The sequence below is a fragment of the Streptomyces sp. NPDC102462 genome, assembly GCF_044765425.1.
Classification (GTDB): Bacteria; Actinomycetota; Actinomycetes; order Streptomycetales; family Streptomycetaceae; genus Streptomyces.
In genome coordinates, this window is the sequence record NZ_JBIWKB010000012.1 from 140304 (window position 1) to 155952 (window position 15649).

Annotated in this window: 13 protein-coding genes; 9 read left to right on the forward strand and 4 right to left on the reverse strand. The window is 71.2% G+C overall.

Features of this window, described 5'->3' with window-relative positions; translation table 11 throughout:
* Position 1 precedes the first annotated feature (1 nt).
* Entirely contained in the window at positions 2–1057 is a 1056-nt protein-coding gene (locus ACIRFL_RS13740) for an adenosine deaminase (RefSeq protein ID WP_404027576.1), read from the reverse strand.
* Between the two features lie 593 nt (positions 1058–1650).
* On the opposite strand from ACIRFL_RS13740, the gene ACIRFL_RS13745 reads away from it, so the two are divergent.
* Positions 1651–2379 carry a DUF4190 domain-containing protein gene (locus ACIRFL_RS13745; RefSeq protein WP_404027579.1) on the forward strand — a complete coding sequence of 243 codons (729 nt, stop codon included), beginning with the start codon at positions 1651–1653 and terminating at the stop codon, positions 2377–2379.
* A 201-nt stretch (positions 2380–2580) separates the two neighbouring features.
* On the opposite strand, the gene ACIRFL_RS13750 is transcribed toward ACIRFL_RS13745, so the two are convergent.
* On the reverse strand, positions 2581–3141 hold the full coding sequence (locus ACIRFL_RS13750; protein ID WP_404027582.1) for an NADAR family protein: 561 nt from the start codon (positions 3139–3141) through the stop codon (positions 2581–2583).
* A gap of 207 nt (positions 3142–3348) precedes the next feature.
* Between ACIRFL_RS13750 and ACIRFL_RS13755 the strand changes: the two genes are divergently transcribed.
* From ACIRFL_RS13755 to ACIRFL_RS13790, 8 genes are all read left to right on the forward strand, one after another.
* Complete coding sequence (locus ACIRFL_RS13755; RefSeq protein ID WP_404027584.1) at positions 3349–4884, forward strand: gamma-aminobutyraldehyde dehydrogenase; 1536 nt, start codon at positions 3349–3351, stop codon at positions 4882–4884.
* Between the two features lie 65 nt (positions 4885–4949).
* Entirely contained in the window at positions 4950–6197 is a 1248-nt protein-coding gene (locus ACIRFL_RS13760) for a spermidine/putrescine ABC transporter substrate-binding protein (RefSeq protein WP_404027587.1), read from the forward strand.
* Positions 6198–6202: 5 nt separating this feature from the next.
* Complete coding sequence (locus ACIRFL_RS13765) at positions 6203–7357, forward strand: ABC transporter ATP-binding protein (protein WP_404027589.1); 1155 nt, start codon at positions 6203–6205, stop codon at positions 7355–7357.
* Between the two features lie 2 nt (positions 7358–7359).
* Positions 7360–8289, forward strand: a complete 930-nt coding sequence (locus ACIRFL_RS13770; protein WP_404027591.1) for an ABC transporter permease — start codon at positions 7360–7362, stop codon at positions 8287–8289.
* Positions 8290–9090 (forward strand): ABC transporter permease, encoded by an 801-nt coding sequence (locus ACIRFL_RS13775; RefSeq protein WP_404027594.1) that lies wholly within the window; start codon positions 8290–8292, stop codon positions 9088–9090. It abuts the gene before it with no gap.
* Between the two features lie 39 nt (positions 9091–9129).
* A complete protein-coding gene (locus ACIRFL_RS13780) occupies positions 9130–10557 on the forward strand; it encodes an NAD(P)/FAD-dependent oxidoreductase (RefSeq protein ID WP_404027597.1) in 1428 nt (475 codons plus the stop codon).
* 257 nt (positions 10558–10814) lie between these two features.
* Positions 10815–11267: a hypothetical protein gene (locus ACIRFL_RS13785; RefSeq protein WP_404027599.1), complete on the forward strand. Its 453-nt coding sequence runs from the start codon at positions 10815–10817 to the stop codon at positions 11265–11267.
* Positions 11268–11365: 98 nt separating this feature from the next.
* On the forward strand, positions 11366–13174 hold the full coding sequence (locus tag ACIRFL_RS13790) for a chitinase (protein WP_404027601.1): 1809 nt from the start codon (positions 11366–11368) through the stop codon (positions 13172–13174).
* Here the strand turns inward: ACIRFL_RS13790 and ACIRFL_RS13795 are convergent.
* Together ACIRFL_RS13795 and gabT are read right to left on the reverse strand one after the other, a co-directional pair.
* The gene (locus ACIRFL_RS13795) at positions 13113–13967 is read right to left on the reverse strand and encodes a phosphatase PAP2 family protein (RefSeq protein ID WP_404027648.1); all 855 of its coding nucleotides are present in this window, start codon (positions 13965–13967) and stop codon (positions 13113–13115) included. The two genes, ACIRFL_RS13790 and ACIRFL_RS13795, sit on opposite strands and share 62 nt — an antisense overlap.
* A gap of 152 nt (positions 13968–14119) precedes the next feature.
* Complete coding sequence (gabT, locus tag ACIRFL_RS13800) at positions 14120–15454, reverse strand: 4-aminobutyrate--2-oxoglutarate transaminase (RefSeq protein ID WP_404027604.1); 1335 nt, start codon at positions 15452–15454, stop codon at positions 14120–14122.
* Between the last annotated feature and the right edge of the window lie 195 nt (positions 15455–15649).

Below are 15649 nucleotides of genomic sequence, written 5' to 3' on the forward strand. Positions count from 1 at the left end.
TTCAGCGGGCGAGCCACTGAGCCGTGTAGGTGTCGATCTCGGCTGCGATCCGGGCCTTGCCCGCCGGGTCGAGGAAGGACGCCTCCACCGCGTTCTTGGCGAGGTCGGCGATGCCGCGCTCGTCGAGGCCGAGCAGCCGGGCGGCCACCGCGTACTCGTTGTTGAGGTCGGTGCCGAACATCGGCGGGTCGTCCGAGTTGACGGTGACCACGACGCCGGCCTCGACGAACTCCTTGATCGGGTGCTCGTCGAGGGTGCGGACCGCGCGGGTGGCGATGTTGGAGGTCGGGCAGACCTCCAGCGGAATGCGGTGGTCGGCGAGGTGCGCGAGCAGCTTGGGGTCGCGGGCCGAGCTGGTGCCGTGCCCGATCCGCTCGGCGCGCAGCTCGGTCAGCGCGTCCCAGACCGTCTCGGGGCCGGTCGTCTCACCGGCGTGCGGCACGGAGTGCAGCCCGGCGGCGACGGCCCGGTCGAAGTACGGCTTGAACTGCGGCCGGGGCACGCCGATCTCGGGCCCGCCGAGCCCGAAGGAGACCAGGCCCTCCGGGCGCACCCGGTCGTCCGTGGCGAGCCGGATCGTCTCCTCCGCGGAGTCGAGGCCGGCCTCGCCGGGGATGTCGAAGCACCAGCGCAGCACGGTCCCGAACTCGGCCTCGGCCGCCTTGCGGGCGTCCTCTATCGCGTCCATGAAGGCACGCGCGTCGATGCCGCGGCGGGTCGAGGAGTACGGCGTGATGGTCAGCTCGGCGTACCGCACCTGCTGCCGGGCGAGGTCGCGGGCCACCTCGTAGGTGAGCAGACGGACGTCCTCCGGGGTGCGGACGAGGTCCACGACGGACAGGTACACGTCGATGAAGTGGGCGAAGTCCGTGAAGGTGAAGTACTCGGCCAGCGCCTTTGGGTCGGCGGGGACCTTGGAGTCGGTGTGGCGGGCGGCGAGTTCCGAGACGATGCGCGGGGAGGCGGAGCCGACGTGGTGGACGTGCAGTTCGGCCTTGGGCAGTCCGGCGATGAAGGTCCGCGGGTCGCGGTCGACGGGTGCGGCGGTGTCGGTCAAGAGGTTGTCCCTCCCCGGGGCAGGCGCCGGCGGACCGGAGTCCGGGCGCGGGTGATCGGCTGATCGGTGAGTCGGGGGTCATCGTAAGCCGTGCCGGGGGCGGCTCTGGCCTGCCCGTAGCATGACAGCACGCCGATGAGAGGGGACCGTGCGACATGTCCGACGAGGCACCGCAGAACGCCGCGGAGAGCGGAGCGACACCCGGCCACGCTGCCTCGCCCGACACCCGGTCCGCCACGCCGGCCGGTGGTGCCGTTGCGGGCGGTGGGGCCACGGGTGGCGGCGCAGCAGCCGACGGTGGGGCGGACGTGGTCGCCTGGCCGGCACCGGCCGGTGCGGACCCCCGGTCCGACCCCGGGTCCACGGCTCCGGCCACGGGCGTCTGGCCCGAGCCGGCCGGTACCACAGCGGGGCCGTGGGACGCGGGCGCCGGGTCGGCCCCGGGTCATTCGCCCTCCGCGACCCGGGACGCGACCCCCGCGTCGTGGGTCCCGCCCACCGACCGGGCACCCGCGGCCACTTCGCCGGCCCCGACCGGCACCACGCCCGGCCCGGGCGAGGCCCCGTGGGCGGCTCCGGCAGACACCGCCCCCGTGTCCGGCGCACCGGTGGCCGGACCGGGTGACACCATCGCCGCGAGTGCCCCCGACACCCCGGCCCCGCCCTACCAGGTCCCGCCCTCGGCCCACGACCAGCAGGTCTCGTCCTCCGTTCACGATCAGCGGACGGTCGTCTCCTTCCCGAAGGAGAGCGCGCCGCCGCCCTGGGCCGGGCCGGCCGGCACACCCCATGCGGCACCGCCGTCGAACCCCTTCGCCGCGCCCGGGACGGTGGCGCCGCACCCGGGCGGTTCGGACAATCCGTTCGCCCCGCCGCGCCAGGAGTCCCCGGCGGACGCCCCCTTCGCACCCCCCGCCGCGCAGCCGCAGGGGGCGGCGGTCCCGCCGCCGCCCATCGCGCCCGGCGGCCCCGGCCAGGTGCCGTACGGCTACCCGGGCGGCCCCGCGGGCTACGGCTACCCGGCGCCGCCCGCCACCGGTCCCGGCTACTACGGCTGGCCCGGCATGCAGCCGATGCCGAGCAACGGGCTGGGCACGGCCGGGCTGGTGCTGGGCATCCTCGCGGCGATCGGCTTCTGTATGTGGCCGGTGGCGCTGCTGCTGGGCGCGCTGGCCGTGATCTTCGGCGCGATCGGCCGCGGCAGGGCCCGCCGTGGCGAGGCGACGAACCCCGGCCAGGCCCTGGCGGGCATCATCTGCGGCGCGACCGGCATGGTCCTCGCCCTCATCCTGCTCGCCTTCTTCATCGCCACCTCCGCCTGACCTCACCTCACCCACACAACCCGTCCCGCTCCGGCCCCGTTTCCATGCCGGCTCGCCCGCGCCCGCCCCTACGACGGGCTCGCCCCCGCCCGCCTCTACGGCAGGCTCGCGTCGCGGGCCCGCCTACGAAGCGGCTCGCGCGGGCGCAGTCTTTGCGGCAAGGCTCGCCCGGCCCCCAGGCTCGCGCGGGCCGCCCGGGGCTCAGCCGCTGTGTGCCAGTCGTTCGCGGGCTGTCATCAAGGCGAAGCCGAGGAGGTTGGGACCGCGCCAGTGTTCGGGGGTGGTGGCCGCCTCGTCGTCGGCCGCGAGGCCGATGCCCCACACGCGGTCCACCGGGCTCGCCTCCACCAGCACGCGCTCGCCGGTGTTCAGCAGGAACTCCCGCAGGCCGGCATGTGTACCGAACTTGTGCACGCTGCCCTCGACCACGATCCGGAAGCGCTCCCGCTGCCACACCCTCTCGTCGAAGTCCCGTACCAGCCGCCCCGCCTTCTTGGCCTGCGAGGGATGCCCCGCGGCCAGCACCCGGCGCTCCGCCTCCGCGTCCCCGAAGAGTCTCGCCTTCTCGGCCATCATCCAGTGTTCGGCCGTCGCGTACTCCACCGCGTCCACGACGAACGGTGACGGCCACCACTGGCTGAGACAGCTCGCTCCGATACGCCCGTCCGCTCTCGGCCGGTGCCCCCAGAAGTGCAGGTATGTGACGCGCGCCCCCGCGCGGACCTCCCTGATCAGCGTCTCCACCGAATCGATCGTCCCCATGCACGCCAGTTTGGCAGGCGCCACTGACAGTCCGTCCTCGGTTTCCCAGGCCGACTCGACACCTGGTCGACAGATTCCGTTGCGTAACCAAAAGGCAACAACGGAATCACTTGTTGGCGTCCCTTTGCTCTGTCAGGATCGGCACTCAAATCGAGCTGGAGCTACGCCACCCGCCTTCCGGACGGGGCGACGGCGGAGGAGAGCGACATGCACAAACCGGGCACCGCCACCCCGGAACGATTCCCGGCACAGGAGCGCTTCGCGGACGGGGCGCAGTACGTCGCCGGGCGCCTGGCGAAGGGTACGTCGGGCCGCACCCACCGCGTGATCGATCCGGCCACCGGCGCGGACGTGTACCGCTACGAACTGGCCGGCCCCGATGACGTGGACGCCGCGGTCGCCGCCGCCCGCGCGGCCTTCCCCGACTGGGCCGCCGCCACCCCGGGCGAGCACTCCGACGCCCTGCACCGGTTCGCCGCCGTCCTCGCGGACCGCGCCGAGGAGTTCGCCCGCGCCGAGTCCCTGCAGTGCGGCAAGCCGCTCAAGCTGACCCGTGAGTTCGACGTCCCCGGGACCATCGACAACACGGCGTTCTTCGCGGGCGCAGCCCGGCATCTGCAGGGGCAGTCCGCCGGCGAGTACTCCGGCGACCACACGTCGTACGTCCGCCGGGAGCCCATCGGCGTCGTCGGCTCCATCGCCCCCTGGAACTACCCGCTCCAGATGGCGGCCTGGAAGATCCTTCCGGCGATCGCCGCGGGCAACACCATCGTGCTCAAGCCCGCCGAGCTGACCCCGCTGACCTCGCTGCTGTTCGCCGAGGCCGCGACCGCCGCGGGCATCCCGGACGGCGTCGTCAACATCGTCACCGGCACCGGCAAGGAGGCGGGGGAGCGCCTGGTCGCCCACCCCGACGTGGCCATGACCTCCTTCACCGGCTCCACGGCGGTCGGCAGGCGCGTCGCCGAGATCGCCACCGCCACCGTCAAACGCATCCACCTGGAACTCGGCGGCAAGGCACCCTTCGTCGTCTTCGACGACGCCGACCTCGACGCCGCCGCCAACGGCGCGGTCGCCGGTGCCCTCATCAACACCGGGCAGGACTGCACGGCCGCCACGCGCGCGTACGTGCAGCGCCCGCTGTACGAGGCGTTCGTGGAGCGGACCGCCGCCCTGATGGAGAGCGTCCGGCTCGGCGACCCGTTCGCCCCCGGCACCGACCTCGGCCCGCTGATCTCGCACGTCCAGCGCGACCGGGTGGCCGGCTTCGTCGACCGGGCCCGCGGCTACGCGCGCGTGGTGACCGGCGGCGCGGCACCCCTGGGCGATCTGGCCGACGGCGCGTACTATCGGCCCACCCTGATCGCCGACGCGCCCCAGGACAGCGAGGTCGTCCAGTCCGAGATCTTCGGCCCGGTGCTGGTCGTCCTGCCGTTCGACGGTGACGACGAGGGGATCCGGCTGGCCAATGACACCCCGTACGGCCTCGCGGCCTCCGCGTGGAGCCGGGACGTCTACCGGGCGAACCGCGCGACCCGTGAGATCAAGGCGGGCTGCGTCTGGGTCAACGACCACATCCCGATCATCAGCGAGATGCCGCACGGGGGATTCAAGCAGTCCGGCTTCGGCAAGGACATGTCCGCGTACTCGTTCGAGGAGTACACGCAGGTGAAGCACGTCATGTTCGACAACACGGCGGTCGCCAGGAAGGACTGGCACCGCACGATCTTCGGGGACCGATAGAGACGACAGGGGCGGTCGCCGACCACGGCCCGCCCCGCCATCCCTCCCGAAAGGGCACCACGCGCATGGAGCAGTACGAGCCCGACCGCCTCAGCCCGGCCCAGGTGGCCGCCATGCGGCGCAGCTTTCGCAACGGCAGGGCCGCCCTGTCCCGCCGTTCGCTGCTGCGCGCCTCCGCGGGCGGCGCGCTCGCGGTGGGCGGACTCGGGGCGCTGAGCGCCTGCGGGATCCCCGCGGCGGGCAAGACGCAGGGCGGCACGTCCGCCGAGGACCGCTCGGCGCGGGAGAAGGTCGTCAACTTCTCCAACTGGCCCGAGTACATCGACGTCGACGACAGCGGCAAGACGCATCCGACGCTCGACGCGTTCACCCGGCAGACCGGCATCGAGGTGAAGTACACCGAGGACATCAACGACAACAACGAGTTCTTCGGCAAGATCAAGCCGCAGCTCGCCGCGGGCCAGGACACCGGCCGCGATCTGATCGTCCTCACCGACTGGCTGGCCGCCCGGGTGATCCGCCTCGGCTGGGTCCAGAAGCTGGACGCGGCCAACCTGCCGCACGCCTTCACCAATCTGTCGCCCCAGTTCCGCAACCCCGACTGGGACCCCGGCCGCGCCTACTCCTACCCCTGGCAGGGCATCTCCACCGTCATCGCGTTCAACAAGAAGGCGCTCGACGGCATCGAGGTGAGGTCGGTCTCCGACCTGCTCGACAACCCGAAGCTCAAGGGCCGGGTCGGCTTCCTGTCGGAGATGCGCGACAGCATCGGCATGACCATGCTCGACATGGGCAAGGACCCGGAGAAGTTCACCGACGACGACTTCGACGCGGTGATCGCCCGGCTGCAGAAGGCCGTCGACAAGGGCCAGATACGCCGCTTCACCGGCAACGACTACACCTCGGACCTCACCAAGGGCGACCTGGCCGCCTGCGTGGCCTGGGGCGGCGACATCGTCCAGCTCCAGGCGGACAGCGCGGACGTCGACTACATCATCCCGGCGAGCGGTTACATGACGTCGACCGACAACATGCTGATCCCGAACAGGGCGCGGCACAAGACGAACGCCGAGCGGCTGATCGACTTCTACTACCAGCCGGAAGAGGCCGCGGCGCTCGCCGCCTACGTCAACTACGTGTCTCCGGTCGACGACGTCAAGCCCTATCTGCAGAAGCTCGACAAGTCGGCGGCGGACAACCCGCTGATCCTGCCGGACAAGGCCATGCAGGCCAAGTCCCATGCCTTCCGCGCGCTGACGCAGAAGGAAGAGACGGCCTACGAAGAGAAGTTCGCGAAGCTCACAGGGGCGTGACGAGGATGAACACCAAAGACAGCAGCGGCGACGTCCGCCTCGTGGGGATCGGCAAGACCTACGGCTCGTTCACCGCCGTGCACCCGCTCGACCTGACCGTGCCGCAGGGCTCCTTCTTCGCCCTGCTCGGCGCCTCGGGCTGCGGCAAGACCACCACCCTGCGGATGATCGCGGGCCTGGAGGAGCCGACCTCCGGCAGCGTGCACCTCGGCGAGCAGGAGGTGACCCGGCTGCCGCCGTACAAGCGGCCGGTGAACACGGTCTTCCAGTCCTACGCGCTCTTCCCGCACCTGGACATCTTCGAGAACGTCGCCTTCGGACTGCGCAGGCGCGGCATCAAGTCGGTGAAGAAGCAGGTCGAGGAGATGCTCGACCTGGTGCAACTGGGCGAGCAGGCACGCAAGAAGCCGCACCAGCTCTCCGGCGGCCAGCAGCAGCGCGTGGCCGTGGCCCGCGCCCTGATCAACCACCCCAAGGTGCTGCTCCTCGACGAGCCGCTGGGCGCCCTCGACCTCAAGCTGCGCCGCCAGATGCAGTTGGAGCTGAAGCGGATCCAGACCGAGGTCGGCATCACCTTCGTCCATGTCACCCACGACCAGGAGGAGGCCATGACCATGGCCGACACGGTCGCGGTGATGAACGCGGGCCGCGTCGAACAACTCGGCTCGCCCACCGACCTGTACGAGAACCCCGGGACCACGTTCGTGGCCAACTTCCTCGGCACGTCCAACCTCATCGAGGCCGAGGTGGACACCCGTAGCGGCGGCGACATCGTCCTCAAGGCGGGCGGCGGAAAGCTGCTGCTGCCCGAGGCCCGCTGTTCCGTCTCGGCACGCACCGGCGACAAGGTGCTGGTCGGCATCCGCCCGGAGAAGATCTCCCTCACCCACGCCGACGACGCGGGCGAGATCCCCGAGGGCCGCAACCGCGTCACCGGCAGGATCGCGGACGCCAGCTTCATCGGCGTCTCCACGCAGTACGTCGTGGACAGCGCCGTGTGCCCCGAACTCGCGGTGTACGTCCAGAACGTCGAGCGGGACGGCCGGCTGGTGCCCGGCGCCGAGGTGGTCCTGCACTGGAGCCCCGCCCACACGTTCGGTCTTGACGCGGCCCAGGATATCGACGCCGGCGTGGAGACCGTCGAGGAAGAGGCCGCGTAGCGATGTCGACGCTCACCGAGGCGCCCTCGCCTCCCAGCCCCGCCGTGACCGAGCGGAAGGCCCCGCGCAGGCGCGGTCGCTGGACGCCGTACTGGCTGCTGCTGCCCGGCATCCTCTGGCTCGTGATCTTCTTCGCGCTGCCCATGGTCTACCAGGCGTCCACGTCCGTGCAGACGGGTTCCCTGGAGGACGGCTACAAGGTCACCTGGCACTTCGCCACCTACTGGGACGCGCTCGGCGAGTACTGGCCGCAGTTCCTGCGCTCGGTGTTCTACGCCGCCGCGGCGACCGTCCTGTGTCTGCTGCTCGGCTACCCGCTGGCCTATCTGATCGCGTTCCGCGCGGGCCGCTGGCGGAACCTGATCATGGTCCTGGTGATCGCGCCGTTCTTCACCAGCTTTCTGATCCGCACGCTCGCCTGGAAGACGATCCTCGCGGACAGCGGGCCGGTTGTCGGCGCGCTCAACTCGCTGCACGTGCTGGACGTCACGAACTGGCTCGGCTGGACCGCGGGCGACCGGGTGCTGGCCACCCCGCTGGCGGTGGTGTGCGGTCTGACGTACAACTTCCTGCCGTTCATGATCCTGCCGCTGTACACCTCGCTGGAACGCATCGACGGGCGGCTGCACGAGGCGGCCGGCGACCTGTACGCCAAGCCCTTCACCACCTTCCGCAAGGTGACCTTCCCGCTGTCCATGCCGGGCGTGGTCTCCGGCACCCTGCTGACCTTCATCCCGGCGACCGGCGACTACGTCAACGCCGAACTCCTCGGCTCCACCGACACCCGCATGATCGGCAACGTCATCCAGACACAGTTCCTGCGGATCCTCGACTACCCGACGGCCGCTGCGCTCTCCTTCATCCTGATGGCCGCGATCCTCTTCATGGTCACCTTCTACATCCGCAGGTCCGGGACGGAGGATCTGGTCTAAATGCCCTTCGTCAACTGGCTCAAGCGCCATCTCGTCGTCATCGCCGGGCTGCTGACCCTCGGCTATCTGCTGCTGCCCAACGTCATCGTCACGGTGTTCTCGTTCAACAAGCCGAACGGGCGCTTCAACTACGCGTGGCAGCAGTTCTCCACGGACGCCTGGAAGGACCCGTGCGGGGTCGCCGACATGTGCGGCTCGCTCTCCCTCAGCCTCCAGATCGCCGTGTGGGCGACGGTCGGCGCCACCGCGCTCGGCACGATGATCGCCTTCGCACTGGTCCGCTACCGCTTCCGTGCCCGCGGCGCCGTCAACTCGCTGATCTTCCTGCCCATGGCCATGCCCGAGGTCGTCATGGCGGCGTCGCTGCTCACCCTCTTCCTCAACATGGGCGCGCAGCTCGGGTTCTGGACGATCCTGATCGCGCACATCATGTTCTGCCTCAGCTTCGTCGTCACCGCGGTCAAGGCCCGGGTGATGTCGATGGACCCGCGCCTGGAGGAGGCCGCCCGCGACCTGTACGCGGGGCCCGTGCAGACCTTCGTCCGGGTCACGCTGCCCATCGCGGCCCCCGGGATCGCCGCTGGCGCGCTGCTGTCCTTCGCGCTCTCCTTCGACGATTTCATCATCACCAATTTCAACGCGGGTTCGACGGTCACCTTCCCCATGTTCGTGTGGGGCTCGGCGCAGCGCGGAACGCCCGTCCAGATCAATGTCATCGGTACGGCCATGTTCCTGATCGCCGTACTGTTCGTCCTGGCCTCCATGGTCATCGGCAACCGCCGCAACAGGCAGAAGGCATAGCCCGCGCGGCCCCCCGGAAACCCGTAGGGAGTTGACATCATGGCCCCGAGCGCCATGAGCCGTACCCACCAGTGGACTGCGTCCCTTTCCGAGGCCCAGCCGGTCCCGTACTGGCTGGACGACCCCGGCAAGCCCCGTCCCGAGCCCGCCCTCACCGGCACCGAAACCTGCGACCTGCTGGTAGTCGGCGGCGGCTACAGCGGCCTGTGGACCGCGCTCATCGCCAAGGAGCGCGATCCGGGCCGGGACGTGGTGCTGGTGGAGGGCCACGAGGTGGGCTGGGCCGCCTCGGGCCGCAACGGCGGCTTCTGCGCCGCCTCCCTCACCCACGGCCTGAGCAACGGCCTGACCCGCTGGCCGGACGAGATCCACCGGCTGGAGGAGCTGGGCGCCCGCAACCTCGACGAGATCGAGAAGGCCATCGCCCGTTACTCCCTGGACTGCGAGTTCGAGCGCACCGGCGAGATCGACGTGGCCACCGAGCCCTACCAGGCCGAGGAACTGCGCGCCTGGCACCGGGAACTGGTCGACAAGGGCCTCGCCGACGGTATCGAGTACCTGGACGCGGACGCGGTCCGCGAACAGGTCGACTCGCCGACCTTCCGGGCCGGCCTGTGGGACCGCCGGGGCGTGGCCATGCTGCACCCCGCCAAGCTGGCCTGGGGCCTCAAGCGCGCCTGCCTGGGGCTCGGGGTGCGGGTGTACGAGCACACGCCCGCGCTGACCCTGCGGCCGTACGGCGCCCAGATGGCGGTGCGCACCCCGTACGGCGCGATCCGCGCCCGGCACGTCGCGCTCGGCACCAACGTCTTCCCGAACCTGGTCCGGCGGGTGCGCGCCTACACCGTCCCGGTCTACGACTACGCCCTGATGACGGAGCCGCTGACGCCCGCACAGCTGGCGTCGATCGGCTGGCGGGGCCGGCAGGGGCTCGGCGACAGCGCCAACCAGTTCCACTACTTCCGGCTGACCGCGGACAACCGGATCCTGTGGGGCGGCTACGACGCCATCTACCCGTACGGCGGCCGGGTGCGGGCCGAGCACGACCACCGCCCGCGGACCTACGCCAAGCTCGCCGGGCACTTCTTCACCTGCTTCCCGCAGCTGGCGGGCGTCCGCTTCACGCACGCGTGGGGCGGTGCGATCGACACCTGCTCCCGCTTCTCGGCGTTCTTCGGCACCGCCCACCAGGGGAAGGTGGCGTACGCGGCGGGTTTCACCGGACTCGGTGTCGGCGCCACCCGGTTCGGCGCCGATGTGATGCTGGACCTGCTGGCCGGGGAGCGCACGGAGCGCACCGCGCTGGAGATGGTCCGCAGTAAGCCGGTGCCGTTTCCGCCGGAGCCGTTCGCCTGGGCCGGCATCGCGCTGACCAAGTGGTCGCTGGCCCGTGCGGATGCGCATGCCGGGCGGCGCAACGGGTGGCTCCGCCTGATGGACCGGTTGGGGCTGGGCTTCGACAGCTAGGCGCTCCGCTGGGTTGGGCCGTTGTGGGTTGTCGGTCGTCTGCGGGTGGGTGGGGGCTTGTCGCGCAGTTCCCCGCGCCCCTTCGGGGCGCTGCTGTGGCCGGGGTGGTCGCGCAGTTCCCTGCGCCCCTTTGGGGCGCTGTTGGGGGTTGTGATCTAGTTCACTCGGGATGGGGTGGGGAATCTGCGTAATGCTCGGTGGAGTCCGCTGTCTCCCTCGTGACGCCAACGGTGTCCACGACAGAGGGAGGTCTTGCGATGACTGGGGCGAAGACGGCCGTCGAGTGGCTGGCATCCGTCGCACCGGACCCCGAGTCCTGCCGCTGGGAATGGGAGCGCAGCCCCCATGGGATCGCGCTGCTGCCCGCCGGCAAGGCATGGGACGTGCTGATCCTGCCGGGCAGGCTCGGCTTTCCGACGCTCGACGTGCTCACCCGCGTCCTCGACCAACCCGGCCCGGTGCTCGTCGACTTCGGGGACAACCGGGTGGGATTCTTCGTTCCGCCGGGCACCGCGGCGCGCTGGCTCGGCACCGGTGTCCGCACGGCCGGGCAGGGCACCTGGATCGTCGTGCCGTACCCCGGCCGGGCCACCCGCGGGGTGCGCTGGCTGGTGGCTCCGGACGGCTCCGGGACGCTCACCGACCCGGCGCTGCTGGAACTGGCGATGCACGAGGCGGCGGCCGGGGCGGTGGTGCACCGGGACGGGTAGCGGGCGGTCCGCCCGCCGCCGGAGGTCTTGACAACTCCGATTGGTCTGGACCAAGTTGGGCGCGCTCCGCCCTCCCATCCCCCAGTCCGGAGGCACTTGTGGACCGCCCCCATCGCACCAGACCCCTCCTCGCCGCGCTCACGGCCGCCCTGCTGGCCGTACCCGCGATCACCGTGCTCTCGTCGGCCGCCCGTGCGGCCGACGCGGACCTCGCCCGCAACGGCGGCTTCGAGTCCGGCCTGGACGGCTGGACCTGCACCGCGGGCACGACCGTCGGCTCACCCGTGCACAGCGGCGCCGCGGCGCTGCGGGCGACCCCGGCCGGCAGCGACAACGCCCAGTGCGCGCAGACCGTGACCGTGCGGCCGGACGCGCAGTACACCCTGTCCGGCTACGTCCGCGGCGACTACGTCTACCTCGGCGCCACCGGCACCGGCACCACCGACGTCTCCAGCTGGACCCAGTCCGCCCCCGACTGGCAGCGCCTGACCACCACCTTCCGCACCGGCCCCGGCACCACCAAGGTCACCCTCTACACACACGGCTGGTACGGCACCGGCGCCTACTACGCCGACGACATCTCGCTGACCGGCCCCGACGCCGGCACCGCACAGCCGCCCGCCGCGCCCACCGGCCTGCGCACCGGCGCCGTCACCTCCTCCAGCGTCGCCCTGTCCTGGACCGCCGTCACGGGCGCGACCGGGTACGCGGTCTACCGGGACGGCGTCAAGGTCCAGACGGTGAGCGCCACTTCGGCGACGGTCAGCGCACTGGCCGCGGCCACGGCATACAGCTTCCAGGTGACGGCCGTCAATGACGCGGGCGAGTCCGCGAGATCGGCGGCCGTGACCGCGACCACCTCCGCGGGATCCGGCGGCGGAGACACCTCCGACCTGCCGGCCCACGCCCTGGTCGGCTACCTCCACGCCACCTTCGCCAACGGCTCCGGCTACACCCGCCTGGCCGACGTACCCGACAGCTGGGACGTCATCGACCTCGCCTTCGGCGAACCGACCTCCGCCACCTCGGGCGACATCCGCTTCAACCGCTGCCCCGTCACCGAGTGCCCGAACGTGGAGAGCGACGCCGACTTCAAGGCGGCCATCAGGGCCAAGCAGGCCGCGGGCAAGAAGGTGCTGATCTCGATCGGCGGCGCGAACGGCCAGGTCCAGCTGACCACCACCGCGGCCCGCGACACCTTCGTCTCCTCCGTCTCGAAGATCATCGACGAGTACGGACTGGACGGCCTCGACATCGACTTCGAGGGCCACTCGCTGTCCCTGAACGCCGACGACACGGACTTCAGGAACCCGAAGACCCCCGTGGTCGTCAACCTCATCTCCGCCGTGAAGACCCTCAAGGCCAGGTACGGCGCGGACTTCGTGCTGACCATGGCCCCGGAGACCTTCTTCGTGCAGATGGGCTACCAGTACTACGGCACCGGCAAGTGGGGCGGCCAGGACCCGCGCTGCGGCGCCTACCTGCCGGTCATCCACGCCCTGCGCGACGACCTGACCCTGCTGCACGTCCAGGACTACAACTCGGGTCCCATCATGGGTCTGGACAACCAGTACCACTCCATGGGCGGCGCCGACTTCCACATCGCGATGACCGACATGCTGCTGACCGGCTTCCCGGTCGCGGGCGACGCCGGCAACGTCTTCCCGCCGCTGCGCCCGGACCAGGTCGCGATCGGCATGCCGGCGTCCGTGAACGCGGGCAACGGCCATGTCGCACCGTCCGAGGTCACCAAGGCCCTGGACTGCCTGACCAAGAAGACGAACTGCGGCTCCTACGCCACCCACGGCACCTGGCCCGCGCTGCGCGGCCTGATGACGTGGTCCGTCAACTGGGACCGGTTCGGGAGCTGGGAGTTCCAGAAGACCTTCGACTCCTACTTCGGCTGACCGGGCCGCCGTCCCGTCGGGCGAGCCGCCACAGCACCCACAGCAGCAGGGCGCCCAGGCACCAGCCGGCCAGCACGTCCAGCGGCCAGTGGTAGCCGCGCCGCACCAGACCGAAGCCGACCGCGAGATTCACGGCGGCGCAGCCGAGGACCAGGGTGCGGCGGGCGCGGGCCCCCCTCAGCAGGGGCAGCAGGAGCAGCGCCGCGGCACCGTAGGCGACGACGGCGGTGACGGTGTGGCCCGAGGGGTAGTAGCCGAGCCCCGGCGGCACCGCCGAGGTGCCGGGGCGGGCGGTCCAGTCCTTCAGGGGCACGACGAACGCCGGCACGAGGAGCATCAGCACGGCCGCCGCTGCGGGCGCCGCCCACCAGCGCTCGGCGCCCGCCCGGCGGGCCCGCCAGGACACCGCCACGAGGACGGCCGCGAGCACCGGGACCGCGACCTGGACGTTGCCGAGGTCGGAGAGGAGTCCGGAGAGCCGGTCCGGGTGCCGCAGGGCCCGGCTCAGCCGTTCGTCCGCGCGCACCAGCGGGCCGCCGGCCACGACCTGCCAGGTGATCAGGGCGAGGAGCAGGGCCGGGAGGCCCGCGGGAAGGAGGAAGGAGGTCGGCCGCCCCGGAACAGGGGGGGTAGTTCCGAGGCGGCCGTCCGGATCGGAACGCCGCGCGCCCCGGGGGGTTTGGGGCGAGCGACCGTCCGATCGGTGAGGAGAACCGGGGCCCAGGGCCCCGGGTGTGTGCGCGAGGGCACGACCAGGTCGAAGCTGGGGAGGCCCCGGCCTGGGATCGCCCACAGTCCCCTGTGGGCGGGGTGTATCTCTCATCTGGTGAGAATCTACGGCAGCGGATGGCCCTGAGACAGACGGAACGGCATCCCGCCATCCACCTCGCACACCTTCTTCACACGGCCCGACGGCCGCCGCCCCGGGCGGCTCTGCCGGTCGGATCAGATGCGCGCGAACGCCTGCTCGATGATGTCGAGGCCCTCGGTCAGCAGGTCATCGCCGATCACCAGCGGGGGCAGGAAACGCAGCACGTTGCCGTAGGTGCCACAGGTCAGGACCAGCAGGCCCTCCTGGTGGCAGGCCCGGGCGAGCGCGGCGGTCGCCTCCGGGTTCGGCTCCTTGGTGGCGCGGTCCTTGACCAGCTCGATGGCGATCATGGCGCCGCGACCGCGTACGTCACCGATGACGTCGAACTTCTCGGCCATGGCGGCCAGCCGGCCCTTCATGACCGACTCGATGTTCTTCGCCCTGGCGTTGAGGTCCAGCTCCTTCATCGTCTCGATGGCGCCGAGCGCGGCGGCGCAGGCGACCGGGTTGCCGCCGTAGGTGCCGCCCAGGCCACCCGGGTGCGCCGCGTCCATGATCTCGGCGCGGCCGGTGACGGCGGCCAGCGGGAGACCGCCGGCGATGCCCTTGGCGGTGGTGATCAGGTCGGGCACGATGCCCTCGTCCTCGCAGGCGAACCACTGGCCGGTGCGGCAGAAGCCGGACTGGATCTCGTCGGCGACGAAGACGATGCCGTTGTCGGCGGCGAACCGGCGGATCGCGGGCAGGAAGCCCTTCGCCGGCTCGATGAAACCGCCCTCGCCGAGCACCGGCTCGATGATGATCGCGGCGATGTTGTCCGCGCCGACCTGCTTGGACATCTGGTCGATGGCCTGCGCGGCGGCCTCGGGACCCGCGTTCTGCGGGCCGGTCGGCCAGCGGTAGCCGTAGGCGACGGGGACCCGGTAGACCTCGGGGGCGAACGGGCCGAAGCCGTGCTTGTACGGCATGTTCTTCGCGGTCAGCGCCATGGTCAGGTTGGTCCGGCCGTGGTAGCCGTGGTCGAACACGACGACCGCCTGCCGCTTGGTGTACGCGCGAGCGATCTTGACCGCGTTCTCGACGGCCTCGGCGCCGCTGTTGAACAGCGCGGACTTCTTGGCGTGGTCACCCGGTGTCAGCTCGGCCAGCGCCTCGGCGACGGCCACGTAGCCCTCGTACGGGGTGACCATGAAACAGGTGTGGGTGAAGTCGGCGAGCTGGGCGGAGGCGCGGCGCACCACGGCCTCGGCCGAGGCGCCGACGGAGGTCACGGCGATGCCGGAACCGAAGTCGATGAGGCTGTTGCCGTCGACGTCCCCGATGACGCCGCCGCCCGCGCGGGTGACGAACACCGGCAGCGTGGAGCCCACGCCCTGGGCGACCGCGGCACTACGGCGGGCCTGCAGCTCCTGCGACTTCGGGCCGGGGATGGCGGTGACGACGCGACGCTCCTGCGGAAGTGCGGACATGGGGGCTCCCTGATGATCTTGCGTACCGGGCGGTCTGCCGGGCGGTGCCGGGTGCGGTGCGTCTGCGGACGCTTTGCCTTCTTTCTTCGCAGGCTAGGGCCGGGCCGGGACGGTGGGCATGCTCCATGTGGGAGTTGTCGCGGGACGCGGTTGTCCGCCGTGGACATAGCGGGTCCGACCCCAGGTCCGCGGGCT